We start from the raw sequence: 20,092 nt of genomic DNA, 5'->3' as shown, positions 1-20,092 counted from the left end.
CCCCATGGTCGGGACGCACCTCAAGAACTACCTGGTCGAGGAGCAGCTCGGGAAGGGCGGCATGGGCGTCGTCTACCGCGCCCTCGACACGAAGCTCAACCGCCGCGTCGCCATCAAGGTCCTCCCCCCCGAGCTGGTCAAGGACGAGGACCGCCGCCGGCGGTTCATCCAGGAGGCCAGGGCCGCCTCGGCCGTCACCCACCCCGCCATCGCCCAGATATACGAGATTGAAGAGGACGGCGACAACACCTTCATCGTGATGGAGCTGGTGGAGGGGTCGACCGTCCACGCTCTCGTTTCGAGGAAAGAGCTGGATCTCCCGTCGGCCGTCGAGGTCGGCATCCAGGTGGGGGACGCGCTGGCGCGCGCGCACGAGGCCGGCATCGTCCACCGCGACATCAAGCCCGAGAACATCATGGTCACGAAGGACGGCCACCCGAAGATCCTCGACTTCGGCCTGGCGAAGCTCCTCGACACGACCCCCGAGGCGGGGGCCGGGGCCGCCAGCATGATCGAGACGAAGGCGCGCACGCAGGCGGGGATGATCGTCGGCACGCTCGCCTACATGAGCCCCGAGCAGGCGCGCGGCCTCCAGGTCGACAAGCGATCGGACATCTTCTCTTACGGCATCGTGCTCTACGAGATGGCGACCGGGAAGCTGCCCTTCGACGGAGCGAGCGCCCTCGACACGATGCACGCCATCGCCTACGAGCAGCCCGCGCCGGTGACGACGCTGCGCGCCGATCTCCCCTTCTCGCTCCAGAAGGTCATCGACCGCTGCCTCCAGAAGAAGCCGGAGGAGCGCTACCAGGATCTCCGCGAGGCGGTCGTCGATCTGAAGAAGGTGAAGCGCGAGATCGAGACGGGCGTCTCCGGTGGGATGCCGGTCCTCGAGCGGGCGCGCGGGTGGTTCGGCGGGCTTTCCACGCGCGGCACGATTTACTTCGCCATCGGGGGGGCGGTCGTCGGCGGGCTGCTCGTCATGTGGCTCCTGAACGGAGGCGGACCTCGGAGCTGGACGGGGATCATCTTCCCCGTCGCCATCGCGCTCGTCCTCTTCCGGAAGGTGAGGAACCGGGGGCAGATCGAGGTGCGCCGCTTCGTGAAGAAGGCGTCGATGCTCAAGGAGGTGCAGCTCGTCACCTTCCACCGCGGCGAGTTCACCGTCGTCGCGACCAACCCTACCGCGAAGACGTACGTGAAGCTCAACGCCCTCCTCGCGCTGTCGAACACGAAGCTTTACCGCGGCGAGCCGATGACGATGGTCGTCCGCGACGCGGCCGACGAGGCCGCGACGAAGACGCTGCTGCAGTCCCCGGGCGTCCAGTTCGTCCGCGAGGAGCGGGGGGGCTCAGCCATCTCCCGGCGCGCCCGCAAGGGCGCCTGATGATCGGGAGGACCCTCTCCCACTTCCGCGTCGTCGAGAAGATCGGCGAGGGGGGGATGGGGATCGTCTACAAGGCGATCGACGAGAACCTCCACCGCCCCGTCGCCCTCAAGGTCCTCCCTCCCGAGTTCGCGGGCGACGCCGAGCGGCGCGCGCGATTTCTCCGGGAGGCGCGGGCCGCGGCCGCGGTCGCCCACCCGAACATCGCCGCCATCCACGAGATCGACGAGGCGGATGGAGTCGTCTTCATCGCGATGGAGTACGTCGAGGGGACGACGCTCCGGGCTCTCCTCGCCGGGAAGCCGCTTCCGCTCGCGGAGGCCCTGCCGATCGCCTCCCAGATCGCCGCGGCCCTCGATCGCGCGCACCGCGCGAACGTGATCCATCGGGACCTCAAGCCCGAGAACGTGATGGTGGGGCCCGACGGCGCCGCGAAGATCCTCGACTTCGGCCTCGCGCACTTCCGGGCCGAGCGCGCGACGACCGCCGGCCCGCTCGCGAGCGGGATGGCGACGACGCCCCTCGTCACGCTCGTCGAGGGCGGAGCCGCCGGCACCCCCGCGTACATGTCCCCCGAGCAGGCGCGGGGGCAGAGGGTCGACGCGCGGTCGGATCTGTTCTCGTTCGGTGTCGTGCTGTACGAGATGCTCACGGGAGCCCGCCCGTTCCACGGCGACACCTCCGTGGACATGCTCAGCTCGATCCTCAGGGACGCTCCGGCCGCGCCGTCGAAGCTCGCTCCTTCGCTTCCCGCCGGCGTCGACGCGATCGTCTCGAAGTGCCTCGCCAAGGAGCGCGACGATCGCTACGCCTCGGCGGCGGAGATTCGCGAGGATCTCGGGAAGCTCCTGCATCCGTCCGCCCCCGTCGCGCCGCGCGGCGGCGCGCTCGCCCGGAGGCTGGTGGCGGTCTTCGCCCTTCTGATGGCGGCGGCGCTCGCCGTGCGCATTTTCGATCCTCTCGGCTGGCGTCGTCCCGGCGCCGCGACGTCCGCGACCGCGCTCCACACGCTCGCGGTCCTTCCGTTCAAGTCGATCGGCGGCGGCGCTCCCGACGACCTCCTCGGCCTCGGCATCGCCGACACGATCATCACGAAGGTCAGCCAGATCGGGAGCCTGACCGTGCGCCCGACGAGCGCGATCCGCAGGTATGCCGCGGGGGAGGTGGACCCTCTCGTCGCGGCGCGCGAGCTGCAGGTCGACACCATCCTCGACGGATCGGTCCAGCGCTCCGGCGATCGGCTGAGGGTGAACGTGAATCTCCTCCGCGTGGGGGACGGCGCGTCGCTGATGGCCGAGAGCCTCGAGATGGGGTTCACGGAAATCTTCGCGATCCAGGACCGCGTCGCGCGCGAGGTGGCCTCTCGTCTCGAGGTCAGCTTGAGTCCCAGGGAGCGGGAGCGCCTCGCCAAGAAGTACACGGAGAGCACGGAAGGCTACGAGCATTACCTGCGAGGACAGCAGGCGTTCGAGCAGCGCGACATCTGGGTCGGCCAGAAACCGGTCATCGACTCCGCGATTGCCTCGTTCCAGCGCGCCATCGACGTCGATCCGAACTACGCCCTCGCCCGCGCGGAGCTGGCGCACGCGTACGCGTGGATGGGGCTTTACGTCGAGAGGCAGGTCGGGTGGATCGAGAAAGCCGAGAAGGAGCTGGACGAGGCGGCGCGGCTGGATCCGACGCTCGCGGAGATCCACGTCGTGCGCGGGGATGTCCTCTGGAGCGCCTACAAGGGGTGGGAGATCGCCGGCGCGGTGCGGGAGTTCCGGACCGCGGAGAGCCTCAACCCGAGCGTCGGTCATGCCGAGGCGGGAACGATTTTCTACCATCTGGGGCTCGAGGAGCCGGCGCTCCGTGAGCTGCGCCGCGCGATGGAGATCGATCCGCGCGGGTCGGACACGTTCGTGAGGCTGCGGGAGGGACTCATACTCCTCGGCCATCTCGACGAGGCGGTCGCGATGAGAGGCCCGAGCAACGCCGCCGGGACGAGGACGCTGGCCCTCATCTTTCAGGGCAAGCTCGACGAGGCGGAGGCGTCGCTCCAGGAGGAGCTCGCCGGAGATCCCGCGAACCCGTACGTGCAGAGCCAGGGGGCGATCCTCCTGGCCCTGCGCGGAAAGTTCGCCGAGGCCGAGTCGCGACTCCCGGCGATCGTCGCGAAGGCGGGATCGGGGAGAGCCTTCCACCACGTCGCGTACGCCTGCGCGCAGATCTACGCCCTCCAGGGCAAGGGGACCGAGGCCGCCGCCTGGCTCCGCCGGACGGCGGAGACCGGCATGCCGGACTACCCACTCTTCGCGCGCGACAAGCTCCTCGATCGAATCCGGAGCGATGCCGCGTACACTGCCTTCATGTCGGAGCTGAGGCCGAAGTGGGAAACGCTCCGGGCGGAGTTCGAGTGAGGCGCCAGGCGTCCGTATTAATCGAAGTCCTTACCGCGGCGCTTGTCTTTTTGGTTTCGACTCACGCGTCGGCGGCCACGCCGTCACCGGAGCACGCGCGCTACGTGCCCATCGTGCAGAGAGAGGGTGACGTCATCCGGCAGCCCACCTGGGGTGTCGAGTTGACGATTCCGAAGTTCACGCTCTGGAAGGAGAATCCGATGCAGGGGCGGCCGAACTACGTCCTTGCCGCGCAGAGCCAGCGAACCTGCGCGTTGAACCTCTCGATGTTCGTCGAGAACGACAAGGACGGCGTGACCCCCGAGGAGTGCCGCCGAGGCTACGCCGGGAATCCGGAGAAGCTCCGAGCGCGCAAGGACGTGACGCTGATTGACGCACCTTCCGGGCCGCTGACCTACTCGCGATTCGATCAGCAGGTGGCCCCCGGTGAGTCCCGCCTGACGATGAATCAACTCTATGGCTACTGGACCCGGGACAATCTGTGCTTCGAAGTGCACATCTCGTCACTCGGGTGTGACTCGGGGACGTTCACCGCCGAGGCGCTCCCGATCGTCGCCTCCGTGAAGATCGGTCCCGACACCGGCGCAACGCTTGAGACCGTCGCCCTTGCCCTCGGGGGCGGCCCGGACCCGGTCGGTTGGAAATCCCACGAGCTCCTGGGAGGCATCCGGCTGCACGGAGCGAAGCCATCCAGGCCCGGGGACGCGCGAAGATTCTACGAGGCCGCGCTCCGTCTGGGCAGCGCCTCGATCCCTCCTCTCGAACTCTACGACATCGAGGCCGGGATCGCGATCACGTGGCTGGAGGAGCACAAAGGAATCGAGGCCATTCCACATCTCGAGCGCGCGATCTCCGCCATCCGCTCTGATTCCGGAACCGACGGGGATTCGGACGCAACGCCCCGTCAGAATCTGCTCGACGAAGCACTCTACAACCTCGTGTGCGCTCATTCGCTGGCAGGAAACCCGGAGGCCGCTTGCTCCAGTGCGCGCGAGCTCCTCTCGCCGATGGACCAGGAGCATCGTCGCGCGAAGCTGAAGCAACTCAGGAAGGATGACGACACGACGACGCTTCTCAAGTCCGACTGCTACGACCATCTCCTGACGGATCTCGGCCTCGACTGAGACCCGGCGCGCCCCCTAGAATGCCCGGTCAGGGGGGAACCTTGACTCTCGCTCGCGAACTCCGCGTCCGATCCGACCGCTTCTCGCGCCTCGCCGCGTTCGTCGTCACCGGTGTACTGCTCGTCTCGGTCACCATGCCCAGCGCCCAGGAGAGCTCCGAGCCGGCCGTGGATCCGCGCGCGGCGGGGAAGTCCTTCGGCGCGCTCGTCCGCGATCTCGACTCGAAGAACTGGGTGCCGCCGTATTTCCCGGGCCGCGTCACCGTCTTCGACCCCGTCGAGGAGGACCGCCGCCTCCGCGCGATGGCCGCCGAGCCCGCGACCACGCTCGAGGTCGGGATGTACTCGTACAAGGTTTCGCCGAAGCGCGCCGAGGAGGGACGCCGGCTCTTCTACCTCTACGACTTCGGCACCGCCGACAACTGGCGCGCGAGCGAGCGTTACATGTTCTACGCCGCCGGCGCGACGACGGCCGAGGACCTCCGCTCGAAGTTCGGTGTCCTGATCGAGCCGCAGGGGCACCTGATAGGCCTGGTCGGCATGCCGAGCCCCGACGGCCGCGTCGACTACGGCTGGTCGTGCGCGCTGTGCCACGCCGCGATCGGCCCCGACGGCGCCGTCGTCGCCGGCGCGCCGAACCACGCGTACGACAACGGCCGCTTCCGGCACCGGGGGCTCGTCGAGCACATCCCCCACCCCGCGTTCGTGACCGCCGGGTACGTCGATCGCGACGTCCCCGTCGAGCATCTCATGACCCAGGGTCCCGGGCGGATGGACCGGAACGCAGACCGCGTCGAGAACCCGGTGAAGATCCCCCCCCTCTGGGGGCTCAAGGCGATCCGGAGCGGCCTGTACGCGAACGGGACCGGCGCGAACTTCTGGTTCGCCCTCGCGCGCCACAACGGAGGCGTTCACCCCGCATCGGAGTACATGGAGGCGCTGATCGCGTACCTGCTGACGCTCGAGCCGCCGCCGAACCCGCGGCCGAAGGGGGCGGCGGAGACGCGCGGCGAGGAAGCCTTCAGGAAGGCCGAGTGCGCGTCGTGCCACTCCGGCCCGTACTACACCAACGGCGAGATCGTCGCCATCGACGTCATCGGGACCGATCCGGCGCGCGTGAAGCAGGAGTTTCCGAAGGCGTACCGGGTGCCGACGCTGCGGCGGCTCGACCTGCAGCGGCTCTACCTTCACGACGGAACCGTCGCGTCGCTCGGCGATCTTTTCGCGCGGTCGCGCCTCTCGAAGGCGAAGGGGCACGCGTACGGCATCGACCTGACGGAAGAGGAGAAGAAGGATCTTGTCGCGTTCCTCCTCTCTATCTGAAGCCGCGCTCGTCGGGGCGCTCGCCCTCGTCGCGTCGCTCGTCCTGGCGCCCGTCGCCACGGCCCGCGCCGAGGGGGGCGCCCCTCCGCTCGCGCCGAGCGATCGCCTCCCGGGGGACGATCACACCTGGTGGTCGGGGGATCTCGTCGAAGCGCTCAAGCGCGCGGGATGGGAGCCGCGCTACTTCGACGGGACGGTGACCATCGTCCGCGACGGCTACCACCTCGATCTCGCGCGGAAGGCGCTCGCACAGCCGTCGACGAACGTCGTCGTCGGGCGCTTCACCTATCGGACGTCGCCGGCGCTCGTCGCGGCCGGGCGCGAGGTCTTCCACACGTACCATTTCGGCACGAACCGCTTCTGGGATTTCCGCCGCGCGATCGATTACGCGACCGGCGTCACCGACCCGGCGGAGTACTCGCGGCGGTTCGGGGTGAAGCGCGATCGCGAGGGGCGCTTCGTCGGCCTCGTGGGCGTGCGCGACGAGACGGATCACCTTTCGTACGGCCACGCGTGCGTCCTGTGCCACGCCTCGGAGGACGAGAAGGGGGATCTCGTCGACGGCCTCCCGAACCACGACTTCGACATCGGGATGTACTACGACGCGCTCCGCCAGAAGGTGAAGGACGGCGATCTCATCTTCCTCGGGGACGCGGGGCTCGACGTGCTGAGGCTCCAGGGGCCGGGGCGCACCGATCCCTCGATGGACTCGTTCTGGGCTCCGGTGAAGGTGCCGCACCTCTTCGCGCTGCACGCCTACGAGCGAGGGCTGAGGTCGAACGCCGACACGTCGGGGCTCTGGCTCCAGTGCTACCGGAACCTGAACGGCGACTACGCGGTCGACTCGGAGATCATGGAGGCGCTCATGGCGTACCTCCTCTCGCTCAAGGCGCCCCCCAACCCGAGGGTCCGGGGGGAGCTGGAATCGCGAGGGGAGGGGGTCTTCCGGAAGTCCGGCTGCGATCGCTGCCACGCAGGCCCGGCTTACTCCGACGGTCGGCTGATCGACTGGGAGGCGATCCGCACCGATCCCGATCGCATCCGGAACGGTTTTCCGAAGGGGTACAAGGTCCCGAGCCTCCTGCGCGTCGATCTCCTGAAGCTCCTCCTCCACGACGGCTCCCTCACGTCGCTCGAGCAGCTCTTCGATCCCGCACGGCTCCGCCCCGACTACCAGGCTCCCGGCATCCCCGCCGCTCGGCGGAAGAAGGGGGCCGGAGTCCCGGGGCACGAGTTCGGGCTCGCCCTCTCGGTGGACGATCGAAAGGCCCTCGTCGCGTTTCTCCGCACGTTGTAGATCGCGCCCCGGGTGGCGCCCCCTCGTGCCCGCACGTACAATCTCCCGCTTCGGTGACCTTCGTCCCGGCCGGGGCGGCCGGCCCCGTGGCGTATTAATAAGGTAGGGGTTCCGATTGGAGTGGATTCAGCAGATCTTCGCGACGGTCTACAACGTCCCCGAGCTCATCCGCTGGGGCGGGTATGTCGGCCTATTCGGGATCGTCTTCGCGGAGACGGGGCTCCTCGTGGGCTTCTTCCTCCCGGGTGATTCGCTCCTCGTGACCGCGGGGCTCTTCGCCGCGACGGGTGAGCTCGACATCACGCTCCTCGTCCTCTCGCTCTGCGTCGCGGCGATCGTCGGCGACGCCGTCGGCTACGCGATCGGATGGCGATCCGGCCAGGCGCTGTACAACCGGAAGGAGTCGTTCTTCTTCCGCCGCGAGCACCTGGTGAGGACGCGCGCTTTCTACGAGAAGCACGGCGGCAAGACGATCATCATCGCGCGCTTCATGCCCATCGTCCGCACCTTCGCGCCGGTCGTCGCGGGGGTCGGCGGCATGACCTACCGACGCTTCGCCACCTTCAACGTCGTCGGCGCCATCCTCTGGGTCGTGAGCATGACGATGACCGGCTATCTCCTCGCGCGCGCCGTCCCGAACATCGATCGCCACATCCACATCGTGGTCGCCGTCGTCATCGCCCTCTCCCTCCTCCCCGGCCTCATCGCCTACCTCCGCGAACGCCGCGTTCCGACCACCTGACCCGCGGCAAAGCGAACTGGACGCGGAGGCGATGGCCCGATCTGCTGGGCGGGGGCCCTGTGAGCGAACCGGGTACCCGCGAGCGTTCGGCGACACCTGATATCAATCAACGCCTTGCCGCGAGCGGGTGGCGAGCGAACCACGAGCGGCGCGAGCCGGCGAGCGCCAGTCTGCGAGATGAGGCGGCGCAATGTGCCGCCGAGGGGAGGCGAGCACAGGCGGAGCCTGAGCGCAGCCGTCCCCGACCAGCAGATCGGGCCGTCGCCTCCGCCTCACGATCGAAGTCCAGCCTCTCGTCCCGTCACTCGCTTGAATGCGGAGGCGGGCGCCGGTAGAGTGAACTCTTCCTGCACATCGCCGGGGGGATTCTCATGATGACGTCGTCGCGCGCGCGCGTTCTCGTGATCCTGTTCGTGCTGGCGCCTCTGGCGCAGACGGAGGTGACCATGGCAGCCGAGCCGAAGGCAGCGGCCGCGTCGCCGTTCCGCGCCCTCGAGGAGCGCTACTTCATCGAGTTCCTGAAGCGGAATCCCGTCACCGCCACGTACATCGGCGGCGACGCCTACCGCGCCGACCTCGCCGAGCTCGGCGCGAGCCTCCGCGACTTCTCGACCGTGGGGCTGCGCGACGAGGACGCGGTGTACACCCAGATCGACGGGGCGCTCTCCCAGCTCGCCCGCGGCTCGCTGACCCCCGACGAGGCGATCGACGCGGCCGTGATGGAGTCCCAGATCCGCTTCATGCACGCGCTGTCGCAGGAGCGGCGCCACCAGCTCCGCTGCATCGACACGTACATGGTCGAGCCCTTCCGCGGCGTGGACTGGCAGCTCCAGGGGATGACCCCCGCAGGGGACGGGGCCTACGGCACGCGCGACGAGTGGGAGCGCGTCGTGCGCCGCGTGCAGCGGATTCCCGACTACCTCGCGACAGCCCGCGCCAACCTGAAGGCCGGCGTCGCGGCGGGGAATGTCCCCGACTGGCGGATGATCGAGAAGGACGGCGTGGCGGGGGCGGAGGCCAACGCCGCCTACTTCGAGAAGACGCTCGCCGATCTGTTCGGCCAGCGGACCAGGGGGCAGGCTTTCGCGGCGTCGATGCTCCCGTCGCTCCGGAAGGCTGGGCTCGCCGCCGCGGAAGGCTACCGCGAGTTCCGGCGATTCCTCCTCGACATCTACTATACGAAGGAAGGGGCGAAGGCGCTCGGCGGTGCGGCCGAGATCCCGGGGACGGGGGTCTTCCGCACGCACGATCTCCTCAAGCCCGAGTTCCGGAAGGATCACTTCGCCTTCGGCGAGGCGGCTTACGCGCGCGCGGTGAAGGACAACCTGCGCGTCGCGAAGCCGATCGCCGCGCTCTACGACGAGGCGGACGGGCGCGTGCGGGCGACGCGCGACGAGCTCATCGCCGTGGCGAAGAGCGTGGCGACGGCGAAGGGGTGGCCCCTCACGTGGGGGGACGCCGCCTCGGACGCCGCGTCGACGCGCGCGGTGATGTCGAAGCTCGGCGACGACGCGCCGAAGGACGACGCCGAGATGATCGCGTGGTACCGGGCGAAGTCGTTCGATCTCGTGGAGTACGGGCGCAAGCACAGGCTCTTCGACATCCCGGCCGACTACAAGCTCGACGTCTTCGAGACCCCCGAGGTGCTGCTCGCGACGATCGACGGCGCGGCGTACTACCCGGCCCCCCCGTTCAAGAAGAGCGGCGTCGGCAGATTCTACGTGTCGCCCACCGGCAACGACGCCGCGCACCTCCGGGAGAACAACAGGTCGTCTCTCGCCGATCTGTGCGCGCACGAGGGGTTCCCCGGCCACGACTGGGACGCGCAGTTCCTCCGCACGAGGATGGGCGCCATCGGCAACGTCCGCTGGCTCACGCCGGGGGCCGTCGAGGACTCCTCGTCGATGTGGTTCGACAGCATGCGGACCGAAGGGTGGGCGCTGTACGGCGAGGCGCTGATGGCGGAGCCGCAGGAGGGAGCACCCGAGGGCGTCTACTCGCCGGAGGAGCGGATTTACCAGCTCCAGGGTCTGCTCCTGCGCGACGCGCGCGTGCGGGTGGACATCGGCATCCACACCGGGCGCATGACCTTCGACGAGGCGGTCGACTACTACACGACGAACGTCGACTTCTTCGCGGGGGCGTGCGGGAAGGGCGATCCGGAGAGCCGGGCTTCCTGCGAGACGGCGACGCGCGCGATGTTCCGCTACTCGAAGTGGCCCACGCAGGCGATCACCTACCGTATCGGGAAGCAGGAGATCGTCGACCTGCGCGAGGAGGTCCGCCGCATCCAGGGGGACAGGTGGAACCTCCGGGCGTTCCACGAGAAGGTGCTCGGCGCCGGAGCGATCCCCCTCGCGTTCGCGCGCCAGTCGATTCTCGAGTGGGCGAGATCCGGAACTTGAGACCGCCCCGCTGACATGGCCTCGCCCCCGATGTTCGAGGAGATCCGCGCCCACGTCGCCGACAGCGTCGGCCTCGCCCCGGCAGGTGTCCGTGACGACGAGACGCTTCTCGGCGGCCTCCTCGACTCGATCGCGCTTCTCACTCTGGCCGCCCGCCTCGAGTCGGCCTACGGCATCACCATCGACGGCCACGAGATCGACCCCGACAACTTCGGGACGCTGGGGGCAATCTCCCGCTTCGTCGCCGCGAAGACGAGCAGGGGATGAAGCGCCGCGCCTTCACGCTGCTCTTCGTCGCGCTCCTGCCCGTCCTCGCCGCCGGGCTGGCGCTCCACACCCTGGGGTGGCTCGCGCTCTCCCGCGTCGAGGGGTCCGACTTCGCCATCATCTTCGGCTTCTTCTTCGCGGGGGCGTGCGCCGCCACGGCCTTCCCCGAGCGACGGCTCGCAATCCTCCTCGCGATGACGCTGGGGCAGATCGTCGCGCTCCACGGCGCCCTCACCGCGGCGGGGGCCGTCGCGATCTGGGTTCTCTTCGTGGCGGTGGTGAGGTGGCGCGCGTCGAACTGGCTCCGGCTACCGGCGATCCTCGCCGTCGCCTCCGCCCCGGCGTGCGTCGTGCCGTTCGGCTATTCCGGCGACCTCATCCAGATCGTCCTTCTGAGCCACGCCATCCCGGGGCTCGTCCTGCGCGGCGTCCTCATCGCGTACGAATCCACCCGCAAGAGCCGCCAGCTCGAAGGGATGGGTTTTCTCGAGAGCCTGCTCTACGTCGCGGTCGGGCCGCTTTCGGCTCTCTCGATGATCCCGATCGGCTGGACGGCGCTCCGCCGGGGGTTCCGGCTCGAGCTCGATCCCGTGCTGATCAGGAAGGGGACCCGTCAGATCGCGCTCGGCTTCGCGTACCTGCTCGTGAGAAACATCGCGGTCGAGCACGGCTGGTTCCCCGACGAGGCCGACATCTACGCGGCGCGCCGGGATCTCAATGCCGTCACGGCCCTCGCGGCCTGCCATCTCGTGCTCCTGCGGCTGTTCCTCGACGTGACGGGAAACGTGCACCTCGTGATCGGGATGCTGCGCGTCCTGGGGTTCGACCTGGCCCCCGGGAGCGACCGGCCGTACCTCGCGAAGAACATCCTCGAGTTCTGGAGGCGGTGGAACACGTACTACCGCGAGTTCCTGACGACGCTGGCCTACTACCCGATCGTGATGTCCCTGAAGGCGAGGCCGTTCCTCGCGATCGCGATCGGCGGGCAGGCGACGTTCCTCCTGATGGGCTTCGCGCACGTCTTTCGCGAGCTGGTGTGGCGGCCGCAGCGTGCGTCCCTCCGGGGTACCCTCGGCGACATGTCGGCGTCGATCGCGTACGGCATCGTCGTCACGGCCTGGATGCTCAAGGAGGCGTGGAGCGCGCGGAGGCGTCGCGCCGCGGGTCTCGCGCCCGCGCTGCCGCGCCGCATGTCCTTCGCGCGAACCCTGGTCGCCGCCGCGGTGACGACCAGCGCCCTCGCTGTCATCATGGTGATGTTCACGAGACCCGCCGGCTACGCACGGTCCGCGTCGGTGGAGCTCCTGGCGGCATTCCTGCGCGCTCCCCACCGGTAGGCGTCGCGCCGGGAGCGCGTCGGGGCCCCCCCGAGGAGTCGACAACGTGCTCTGGAGAATGCTGAAGGCGACCGCAGCCGCTCACGCGAGCCTCGTGGCCTTCCGCGACGCGCGCGAGGAGGTGACCTTCTCGCGGCTCGTCGAGGACGCGGCGTCGGTCGCGCGGAGTCTCGGCGCCCGCGGCGTGGAGCCGGGAGATCGCGTCGCCGTCGTGCTGAGAAACGGCGTGAGCCTGGCGCGCGCCCTCGCCGGCATCCTCGCGCGCGGCGCGGTCGCCGTCCCCCTGAGCCCGATCCTCATGGGGCCGGAGATCGCGCGGTGCCTCGTGGCCTCGTCGCCGAAAGCGGCGATCGCGGAGAGCGATCTGGCGCCCGCGGCCACGGCCGCCCTGGAGTCGGTCGGAATCGGCGTTCGCCGGCTCCTGCCCCCTCCCGGCGCGGCCATCGGCTCGATGCCGGGGGCCGCCGACCCGCCGCTCGTTCCGGGACGGCCGGCGTTCGACCTCTTCTCGACGGGGTCGACGGGGTATCCGAAGCGCGTCAGCCGAACCCACGCCATGCTCGCGGCCGACGCCGGCGCGTACCAGGCGGTGGCGGACCTCGGCCCCGGAGACGTCATCGCCGGGGTGGCGCCGCTCTTCCACTCGTACGGCCTCTCGTGCGTCTTCTCGTCGGTGCTGGCGAGCGGCGCGTCGGCCGTTCTCTTCCCGGAGTTCGACGGCGGGGATCTCCTCCGCGAGATCACCGACCGGCGGTGCACGATCTATCCCGGCTCCGCCTTTCACTTCAGCCTCCTCGCCGAGATGACGCCGCGCCCCGGCACCGACCTCTCCTCGCTGCGGCTCTGCTTCTCCTGCGGGCTGGGCCTTCCCGAGGCGGTCGAGCGGAGGTTCCGCGCGCGCTTCGGCGTCCCGGTCCACCAGATGTACGGCGCGACGGAGTGCTCGTCCGCCACGATGAACCTCGAGGGGGATCACGAGGCGCTGATCGAATCCTCGGGGCGGGCGCTCCCCGGTGTCTCGGTCCGGATCGTGCGCGAGGACGGGAGCGGAGCCCCCGAAGGCGAATCCGGTGAGGTCGCGGTGTTCGGCCCCGCCGTGGCGGCGCGCTACGAGGATCTCCCCGCGCTCTCGTCGGAGACGTTTCGCGGCGGCTGGTTCCACTCGGGAGATCTCGGAAGCCTCGACGCGGACGGGAATCTCCGGATCACGGGCCGCCTCAAGCTCATGATCAACGCGGCTGGGAACAAGGTCGACCCGCTCGAGGTCGAGAGGGTGCTGGGGGAGCACCCTGCCGTCTCCGAGGCCGCGGTCGTCGGCGTCTCCGGCCCGCACGCCGTCGAGCTCGTGAAGGCGGTGATTGTGAGGCGCGCTCCCGTCGACGAGCGGGCGCTCCGGGACTTCTGCCGGGAGCGCCTCGCGCCGTACAAGGTCCCGCGCCTCTTCCAGTTCGTCGATCGGCTCCCGCGCTCGCCGACCGGAAAGCTCCTCCGGAAGGATCTCCTGGACTGACCCGCGCCGCCGCCCGGCTCAGCGCCGGGGGTGGTTCGGGTCGACCGCTGCGGGCCCGGCGGGCGGGGGTGCCGTCCCCGTCGCCGGCGCGTTGGGATCGGCGGCCGGGCGCGCCGAGTGGGAGCGGGCGCTCTCGGCCTCGGTGCCGACGTTGAAGAAGCGGTACGAGCGGTACCGCAGCATGAGGCTCTCCTCGAGCCCCATCTCTCCCGAGCGCGTGTAGACGCTCTTCTCGATCACCGTCTCGGTGGGGTAGGAGAGATCCTCGCTCTCGAACCCGAACGCGACCTCGAGGGTGCGGCTCTTCGGGCGCCCGGCGAGAGGGACGCCCATGATCTGGAACGAGCGCTGGTACTTCAGCTTCTCGGCCGCAACGCGCCCCGCCTGCCCGGACGGCTCGGCCGAGATCGACACGAGGTTGAGCGTGCTGCTGTCCACGCTCGCCAGCCCGCTCCACCCGCCGATGTCCGACGTTCCGGGCAGAGCCGCCCATCCCGTGAACTCGAGCTGCAGCAGCAGCCGGTACCCCTTCAGGATTTTCCCGGCGATCCTGAAATGGAACTTCCCGTGGTTCTCGGCGGCGAAGATCTGGGACCAGGCGTACGACGGCGGTATCTCCAGCTCGAGATCGCGCGTGGACCGCCGCACCGGCTTCCCGTTCTCCTCGATGATGTCGCGCACCTCCCCGAGGCGCCCCGAGACCTCGCTGCGCTCGAACAGGTAGTCGTACAGCTCGCGCCGGCGGTTCTTGAACGTCCCCCGCTCGGCGTCGTACGAGCTCTTCACGAGCGACTCCTCGCAGGTGAAGCCCAGCGCCCTCTTCCTGTATTGATCCGCCCTCGCCGCGAGCTTCTCGAGAAGGGCCGCGAGGTCGGCGTTCTGGGCTTCGGGCGACGCGTCCGGCGCGATCGAGGGGTCGCCCGGGGAGGCGGCCGGGGAAGGAGAGGGCGCCCCCACGCAGACGAGCAGAACGGCGAAGGTGAGGGCTGCCCGGCGATCTTTCATCGTCCCGCGATCTCCCGGAGTGGCTGACGTCCGTGCATTCTATCATTGCACTTCCGCGCGTCTTGATCGCGCGGGGGCGCCGGTCGTATGATGCGCCCAATTCTGGATCACCCCAGGCGGGGTCAACCCCCCGCGCCCCTGCCGGATCGATTCGCGAACCACGTCGCCGCCGACCCTTCGGGCGGGATGGACCGCCGGATGACGCGAGACTTTTACGAAGTGCTCGGAGTGAAGGCGGGGGCCTCGGAGGGCGAGATCCGCAACGCCTACCGGAAGCTCGCGAAGAAATGGCATCCCGACGCGAACGCGGGGAGCAAGAAGGCCGAGGAGACGTTCAAGGAGCTCTCCGAGGCGTACCAGGTGCTCATCGATCCGGAGAAGCGCGAGCGCTACGACGCGCTGCGCTCGGGCGGCCACTTCTCCTCGCCCAACGGCCCGATGCGCGGGGATTTCCGCGGCTTCGACTTCGCCGGCGCAGAGTTCGGGGGAGATCTCGGCGGGCTCTTCTCGGATCTGTTCGGGCGCGCCGGCAGCGCCGGCCAGGCCCCCCGGCGCGGAGAAGATCTCGAGTACGAGGCGTCGATCGATTTCGAGGAGGCCATCCGCGGGACGAAGCTCACCGTGCCGCTCGCCCGCAACGTCACGTGCCCCGTGTGCCGGGGGACGGGGCGGGCTCCGGGTGCATCCGCCCGCGATCGCGGGGCGTCGTGCCGCAGGTGCGGCGGCAAAGGCCTCGTGAGGTCGAGCGAGACGATCACCGTCGGCATCCCGGCCGGGGCCGACGACGGGTCGCGCGTGCGCGTCGCGGGGAGCGGTGAGGGAGGCCGGCGCGGCGGGCCCGCCGGCGATCTCTACATCATCCTCCGCGTCAAGCCTCACCGGTATTTCCGGCGGGAGGGGGCCGACGTCCTCCTCGATCTCCCGCTGTCGTTCAGCGAGGCGGCGCTCGGCGCGAAGGTCGAGGTCCCGACGCTCGATGGCCGCGCTTCGCTGACGATTCCCGCGGGAACCCGGAGCGGCCAGAGATTCCGGCTGCGCGGCAAGGGGGCGCCCGCGCGGGACGCCCATCCGCGGGGCGATCTCATTGCGGTGGCGGCGATCGTGCCGCCGAAGAGCGACGCGCGCGCGAAGCGTCTGCTCCAGGAGCTCGCCGATCTCGGCGTGGAAGATCCTCGGGGTGATCTCGACTGGTAGGAGGAGCGATGGACAGGCCGTTCACACTGACCCGGCACGAGCCCGAGCAGAGGAAGATGCGCCTGCACCACCCGGCGCCGGCGGCGGGCGCGCGGAAGTCGGCGCCCGTCGAGAAGACGTTCGCGGAGGAGTTCTACTACCGCAAGCAGATGCAGAACCGCACGCGCATGGTCCTGCGCCTCGTCGACGGCGAGGAGGTGCGCGGGTGGATCGAGTGGTACGACCGCGACTGCCTGAAGGTCAACCGCGAAGGGGAGCCGAACCTTCTCGTGATGAAGCGCTACGTGCGCTACATGTACAAAGCGGATGAGGAGAACGGCGGCCGCGAGTCCGATTCCTGAAGCTCCGGCACTTCGTCCTTCTCGCCCTCCTCGCGGCGGTGTGCTACATCCCGTCGCTCGGCGGGCCGTACGTCTATGACGACGTCACCGAGATCCAGACCAACTCGAGGGCCCACCGGCTCGACGAGATCCCGTCGCTCCTGACGACCGAGTTCTGGTACGGGGAGCGGGGGAAGGGGATCCTTTACAGGCCGGTGACCGCGGCGACGATCCCCGTCCTCTTCTCCGCCGGCGACGGAAGCCCCTGGCCCTTCCACGCCGCCAACCTCCTCCTCCACGCTCTGACGACGTGCTTCCTCGCCGCCGCGATCTTCCGGCTGACGGGCCGGCGCGTGACGGCGATGGCGACGGGCCTTCTCTTCGCGCTCCATCCGATCCACACCGAGGCGGTGGCCTGGATCTCCGGGCGCTCCGAGCTCCTCTTCGCGAGCGCCGGCGCCGCCGCGTGGCTGTGGCACCTGCGCGCCCGGGAGGGGAGCCGGGGCGGGGCGATCCTCGCGCTGGTCTTCCTCGCGCTGTCGCTCGGATCGAAGGAGACCGCGGTCGCCTGGCTCCCGATCTTCTTCGCGGCCGATTACTTCTTCCCCCCGCCGCGGGCGGAAGGGGGGCCCGAGGCGGGCGGCCCGGCCTTCCCCCGGGGGCGTACGCTGCGGCTCCACGCGGGGTACGCCCTCCTGGTCCTTGCCTGGATCGCTGCGCGCTACCTGGTACTCGGCCAGCTCGGCCGCCGCCCCGAGGAGGGGGCGCACTTCCTGAACCCGCTCGAGGGGGAGCCGTGGTGGCCCGCGGCGCCGTTCACGTCGCTCCGCGCGCTCGCGTTCGCCCTCGAGCTTCTCGTCCACCCCGCGGGCGGCTGCATCGACTACGGGTACCGCCAGATCCCTCTCGCGACGGGCCTCGCGCACCTCGACGTCGCGCTGGCGATCGCGGCGGTGGCGGCCGCCGCCGTGTGGGTCGTCCTGGCGGCCCGTCGCGCCGACTCCGGCGCCGGCGCGCGCGTCGTGGCCCTCGCGCTCGTGATCTTCGCCGCCGCGTGGATCCCCGTGTCGAACCTCCTCATCCCCTCGGTCTCGATCCTCGCCGAGCGCAACCTGTATCTGCCATCTCTCGCGGTGTGCCTCCTCGCCGCCCTCCTCTTCGAGGAGGCTTCGGCGCGGCTCCCTCGCGGCCGGACGCCGCTCCTCTCGATGGGCGTGCTGATCGTGGCGGCGGGGGGCGCGTCGACGATCGCGCGCGCGCGCGTCTTCCTCGACGCGGCCGCGCTCTTCCGCAACAACACCGAGGTCTGCGGCGAGAGCGCGCGCGGCCACTTCCTGTACGGCGCCGCGCTGATGGATCGGGGGCTTCCGCGGGAGGCCGCCGAGTCGTACGCGCGCGCGGTGGCGATCGCCCCGGCCTACGTCGACGCCCGGGCCGATCTGGCCCAGGCCGAGGCGCGGCTCGGCCGCGCGGATCGGGCGAAGGAGGCGGCGCGCGCCGCGGCCGCCCTGCCGTCGCGGTCGATCGAGTCGCGCCTGGCCGTCGCCTCCGCGCTGGCCGCGGCCGGCCTCGGCGACGAGAGCGGTCGGCTGATGGAGACGATTCGCGCCGAGAGCCCCGAGGATCAACGCGTGCTCTTCATCGACGCGCAGCTCGCCCGCGGGGCCGGACGGAGCGCGGAGGCCCTGTCGCTCTTCGATCGCATCCGGTCGCTCTACCCCGGGAGCCCCGTCGGGGCCGACGGGCGAGGGGCGGTCCTCCTCGACCTGGGCGACCACGCGTCGGCGCGCGCGTCCTTCGACGCGGCGCTCACCCTCGACCCCTACGATGCCAACGCGCTGTACAACCTCGGCTGGCTGGCCCTCGGGACGGCTCACTCGGGGGGCGGGGGGTGGGACGACCCGGTTCGCTGGTTCCGCGCGTATCTGAGAATCGAGCCCGAGAACGCTCTCGGGTGGATGCGGCTCGGCGAGGCGCTCGAAGGGGGGGGTCGGATCGCCGAAGCCGGTGAGGCCTTCCGGGCCGGAGTGGCGGCTGTCCCGGGGCACGCCGCCCCTGCGAAGGCGCTGGCCGATTTTCTCGCCCGCCATCCCTGAGACGCCCCGGCGGCGGGCTCAGGCCGACTCGGCCTCGGCCTCCTCGGTCAGGACGATCGGAGGGGGAAGCCCTCGCGTGGCGTACCTCAGGTTCATGCGCCCCTGGAAACAGTTGGCGCAGTCGGGGTGCGTCTGGTTGGCGTGCCGGTAGTTGCAGTCCTCGGACGGGTACCAGACCTCGAACTTCCAGCAGTAGAAGTCGTCCCGCGGCCCGCGGGCCCCTGTCGCCATCGCCTCGGTCCCCTCCTCCCCTTCGAGAGAGCCGCTAACTCTACGCCCGCCGGAGGAGGTGTCAAGGAATTCTTGGAGATCGGAACCCCGGCACGGTCGTCATCGTATGAGGGTCCGTCACGAAGCAAGATCGGGGCCCGGACTGACTCGGATCGAACCCACCGGAACCGGATCTCAACCGAACCGCACGGAGGCGTACCCCATGGCACCCATGATTCCCCCCCCCCGTCGACGTCGCCGCCGCTGGCTGTGGGCGACGCTGACGTGCGTCGTCGTCATCGGCCTCGCGGTCGGATACTACGCGAACGGAAGCACCGCGCGAGGCAAGAGCGGCATCGGGGTGGACGATCTCGATCTCCGGGTGGGGAAGGCATCGATCTCGGACATCCAGGTGGCGGTCAACGAGGTCGGGACGATCGAGCCGCTCGTGAAGGTCGATGTGAAGTCGACGCTCTCCGGCAAGGTCACGGATCTCATCGTCCGCGAGGGGGACCGGGTGAAGAAGGGACAGGTCCTCGCCCGCGTCGAGCCCGACGTGAACCAGGCCCAGACCCTCTCGGCCGTCCGCTCGGAGTTCAACATGGCCGAGATTCGCGCGAACGACGCGAAGCGCGTCCTCGAGACCAACACGCGCCTCCACGAGGAGGGGTACCTCTCGGACGAGGCCCTCAAGGACTTCAAGCTCAAGTTCGACACCGCGATGGAAGACCTCGAGTCGGCGAAGACCAAGAACCGGATCGTCGAGGAGAGCGGCGTGCCGCTGTCGGGCGAGATCTCCACGTCGCAACGAGTGAATCTCATCTCCCCCATGGACGGCTTCGTCATCAAGAGGAACGTCGAAGTCGGCCAGACGGTGACCTCGGGAGTGTCGTCGTTCAACGAGGGGACGATCATCTACACCGTCGCGGACTTGCAGTCGATGCTCATCAAGGCGTCCATCAACGAGGTCGACATCGGCCGCGTGCGATTGAGCCAGCCCGTCGCCATCTCCGTCGACGCGTTCCCCTACAAGCACTTCGACGGAACGGTCACCCACATCTCGCCGGCGGCCCGGCAGAAGGACAAGATCAAGGTCTTCGACATCGAGATCACGCTCAAGGACCAGGTCCCCGACTTCCGCGCCGGCATGACCGCCAACATCGAGGTCCGGGGCGAGAAGGCCGCCGACGCGCTGGCGGTGCCGGTCGAGGCGATCTTCAAGAAGAACGATCGCGAGCTCGTCTACGTGGTCAAGGGGACCTTCGACGAGCCGAAGGAAGGCGAGAAGAAGCTCCGGAAGACCAAGTCCGGGAAACTCGACGTCTCCGAGGGATGGCAGCGCTTCTTCGAGGAGCGCGAGGTGAAGGTCGGCCTCGTGAGCCTGGAGAAGGCCCAGATCCTCGAGGGGCTCAAGACCGGCGTCGAGATCGCGCTCGAAGACCCGACCCGCCCCCGGCAGATCGACGAGAACTAG

The 20,092-nt window shown here is 69.6% G+C and carries 16 protein-coding genes; 14 read left to right on the top strand and 2 right to left on the bottom strand.

The window, feature by feature from the left end:
* Positions 1-4 precede the first annotated feature (4 nt).
* The 10 genes from HY049_08675 (at position 5) to HY049_08630 (ending at position 13,793) form a co-directional block, all read left to right on the top strand.
* Positions 5-1,387, top strand: a complete 1,383-nt coding sequence (locus HY049_08675; GenBank protein MBI3448972.1) for a serine/threonine protein kinase — start codon at positions 5-7, stop codon at positions 1,385-1,387.
* Positions 1,387-3,789, top strand: coding sequence for a protein kinase (locus tag HY049_08670; protein ID MBI3448971.1), 2,403 nt, complete (start codon positions 1,387-1,389; stop codon positions 3,787-3,789). The genes HY049_08675 and HY049_08670 overlap by 1 nt, the downstream gene beginning before the upstream one ends.
* A 104-nt stretch (positions 3,790-3,893) precedes the next feature.
* The gene (locus tag HY049_08665) at positions 3,894-4,913 is read left to right on the top strand and encodes a hypothetical protein (GenBank protein ID MBI3448970.1); all 1,020 of its coding nucleotides are present in this window, start codon (positions 3,894-3,896) and stop codon (positions 4,911-4,913) included.
* 41 nt (positions 4,914-4,954) lie between these two features.
* The gene (locus HY049_08660) at positions 4,955-6,235 is read left to right on the top strand and encodes a c-type cytochrome (GenBank protein ID MBI3448969.1); all 1,281 of its coding nucleotides are present in this window, start codon (positions 4,955-4,957) and stop codon (positions 6,233-6,235) included.
* The gene (locus HY049_08655) at positions 6,210-7,532 is read left to right on the top strand and encodes a hypothetical protein (GenBank protein MBI3448968.1); all 1,323 of its coding nucleotides are present in this window, start codon (positions 6,210-6,212) and stop codon (positions 7,530-7,532) included. Before HY049_08660 ends, HY049_08655 begins: the two co-directional genes overlap by 26 nt.
* Before the next feature lie 115 nt (positions 7,533-7,647).
* Positions 7,648-8,274 carry a VTT domain-containing protein gene (locus HY049_08650; GenBank protein ID MBI3448967.1) on the top strand — a complete coding sequence of 209 codons (627 nt, stop codon included), beginning with the start codon at positions 7,648-7,650 and terminating at the stop codon, positions 8,272-8,274.
* Between the two features lie 374 nt (positions 8,275-8,648).
* A complete protein-coding gene (locus HY049_08645) occupies positions 8,649-10,679 on the top strand; it encodes a DUF885 domain-containing protein (protein ID MBI3448966.1) in 2,031 nt (676 codons plus the stop codon).
* Between the two features lie 15 nt (positions 10,680-10,694).
* On the top strand, positions 10,695-10,946 hold the full coding sequence (locus tag HY049_08640) for an acyl carrier protein (GenBank protein MBI3448965.1): 252 nt from the start codon (positions 10,695-10,697) through the stop codon (positions 10,944-10,946).
* A complete protein-coding gene (locus HY049_08635; GenBank protein ID MBI3448964.1) occupies positions 10,943-12,283 on the top strand; it encodes a hypothetical protein in 1,341 nt (446 codons plus the stop codon). Before HY049_08640 ends, HY049_08635 begins: the two co-directional genes overlap by 4 nt.
* A 46-nt stretch (positions 12,284-12,329) precedes the next feature.
* Entirely contained in the window at positions 12,330-13,793 is a 1,464-nt protein-coding gene (locus tag HY049_08630) for an acyl--CoA ligase (protein ID MBI3448963.1), read from the top strand.
* Between the two features lie 18 nt (positions 13,794-13,811).
* Here HY049_08630 and HY049_08625 read toward each other — a convergent pair whose 3' ends face one another.
* Positions 13,812-14,798, bottom strand: coding sequence for a hypothetical protein (locus HY049_08625; GenBank protein MBI3448962.1), 987 nt, complete (start codon positions 14,796-14,798; stop codon positions 13,812-13,814).
* 198 nt (positions 14,799-14,996) lie between these two features.
* Here HY049_08625 and HY049_08620 point away from each other — a divergent pair, with 198 nt between their 5' ends.
* Genes HY049_08620 through HY049_08610 form a run of 3 tightly spaced genes read left to right on the top strand, consistent with a single transcriptional unit; the run spans position 14,997 to position 18,408 of the window.
* Positions 14,997-15,992 carry a DnaJ domain-containing protein gene (locus HY049_08620; GenBank protein ID MBI3448961.1) on the top strand — a complete coding sequence of 332 codons (996 nt, stop codon included), beginning with the start codon at positions 14,997-14,999 and terminating at the stop codon, positions 15,990-15,992.
* Between the two features lie 8 nt (positions 15,993-16,000).
* The gene (locus HY049_08615) at positions 16,001-16,333 is read left to right on the top strand and encodes a hypothetical protein (protein MBI3448960.1); all 333 of its coding nucleotides are present in this window, start codon (positions 16,001-16,003) and stop codon (positions 16,331-16,333) included.
* A 38-nt stretch (positions 16,334-16,371) separates the two neighbouring features.
* Complete coding sequence (locus HY049_08610; protein MBI3448959.1) at positions 16,372-18,408, top strand: tetratricopeptide repeat protein; 2,037 nt, start codon at positions 16,372-16,374, stop codon at positions 18,406-18,408.
* 18 nt (positions 18,409-18,426) lie between these two features.
* Here the strand turns inward: HY049_08610 and HY049_08605 are convergent, their stop codons facing one another.
* Positions 18,427-18,639 (bottom strand): hypothetical protein, encoded by a 213-nt coding sequence (locus tag HY049_08605; GenBank protein MBI3448958.1) that lies wholly within the window; start codon positions 18,637-18,639, stop codon positions 18,427-18,429.
* 202 nt (positions 18,640-18,841) lie between these two features.
* Here HY049_08605 and HY049_08600 point away from each other — a divergent pair, with 202 nt between their 5' ends.
* Entirely contained in the window at positions 18,842-20,092 is a 1,251-nt protein-coding gene (locus HY049_08600) for an efflux RND transporter periplasmic adaptor subunit (GenBank protein ID MBI3448957.1), read from the top strand.

The organism is Acidobacteriota bacterium (genome assembly GCA_016195325.1).
In the GTDB taxonomy this organism is placed as follows: Bacteria; Acidobacteriota; Polarisedimenticolia; order JACPZX01; family JACPZX01; genus JACPZX01.
This window is presented reverse-complemented; position numbering and strand designations above follow the sequence as displayed.

Excerpts from the sequence above, each read along its gene's own strand:
- HY049_08675 (MBI3448972.1), top strand. The coding sequence starts at position 5 with ATGGTCGGGACGCACCTCAAGAACTACCTGGTCGAGGAGCAGCTCGGG.
- HY049_08670 (MBI3448971.1), top strand. The coding sequence starts at position 1,387 with ATGATCGGGAGGACCCTCTCCCACTTCCGCGTCGTCGAGAAGATCGGC.
- HY049_08645 (MBI3448966.1), top strand. The coding sequence starts at position 8,649 with ATGACGTCGTCGCGCGCGCGCGTTCTCGTGATCCTGTTCGTGCTGGCG.
- HY049_08640 (MBI3448965.1), top strand. The coding sequence starts at position 10,695 with ATGGCCTCGCCCCCGATGTTCGAGGAGATCCGCGCCCACGTCGCCGAC.
- HY049_08635 (MBI3448964.1), top strand. The coding sequence starts at position 10,943 with ATGAAGCGCCGCGCCTTCACGCTGCTCTTCGTCGCGCTCCTGCCCGTC.
- HY049_08625 (MBI3448962.1), bottom strand. The coding sequence starts at position 14,798 with ATGAAAGATCGCCGGGCAGCCCTCACCTTCGCCGTTCTGCTCGTCTGC.
- HY049_08620 (MBI3448961.1), top strand. The coding sequence starts at position 14,997 with ATGACGCGAGACTTTTACGAAGTGCTCGGAGTGAAGGCGGGGGCCTCG.
- HY049_08615 (MBI3448960.1), top strand. The coding sequence starts at position 16,001 with ATGGACAGGCCGTTCACACTGACCCGGCACGAGCCCGAGCAGAGGAAG.
- HY049_08605 (MBI3448958.1), bottom strand. The coding sequence starts at position 18,639 with ATGGCGACAGGGGCCCGCGGGCCGCGGGACGACTTCTACTGCTGGAAG.
- HY049_08600 (MBI3448957.1), top strand. The coding sequence starts at position 18,842 with ATGGCACCCATGATTCCCCCCCCCCGTCGACGTCGCCGCCGCTGGCTG.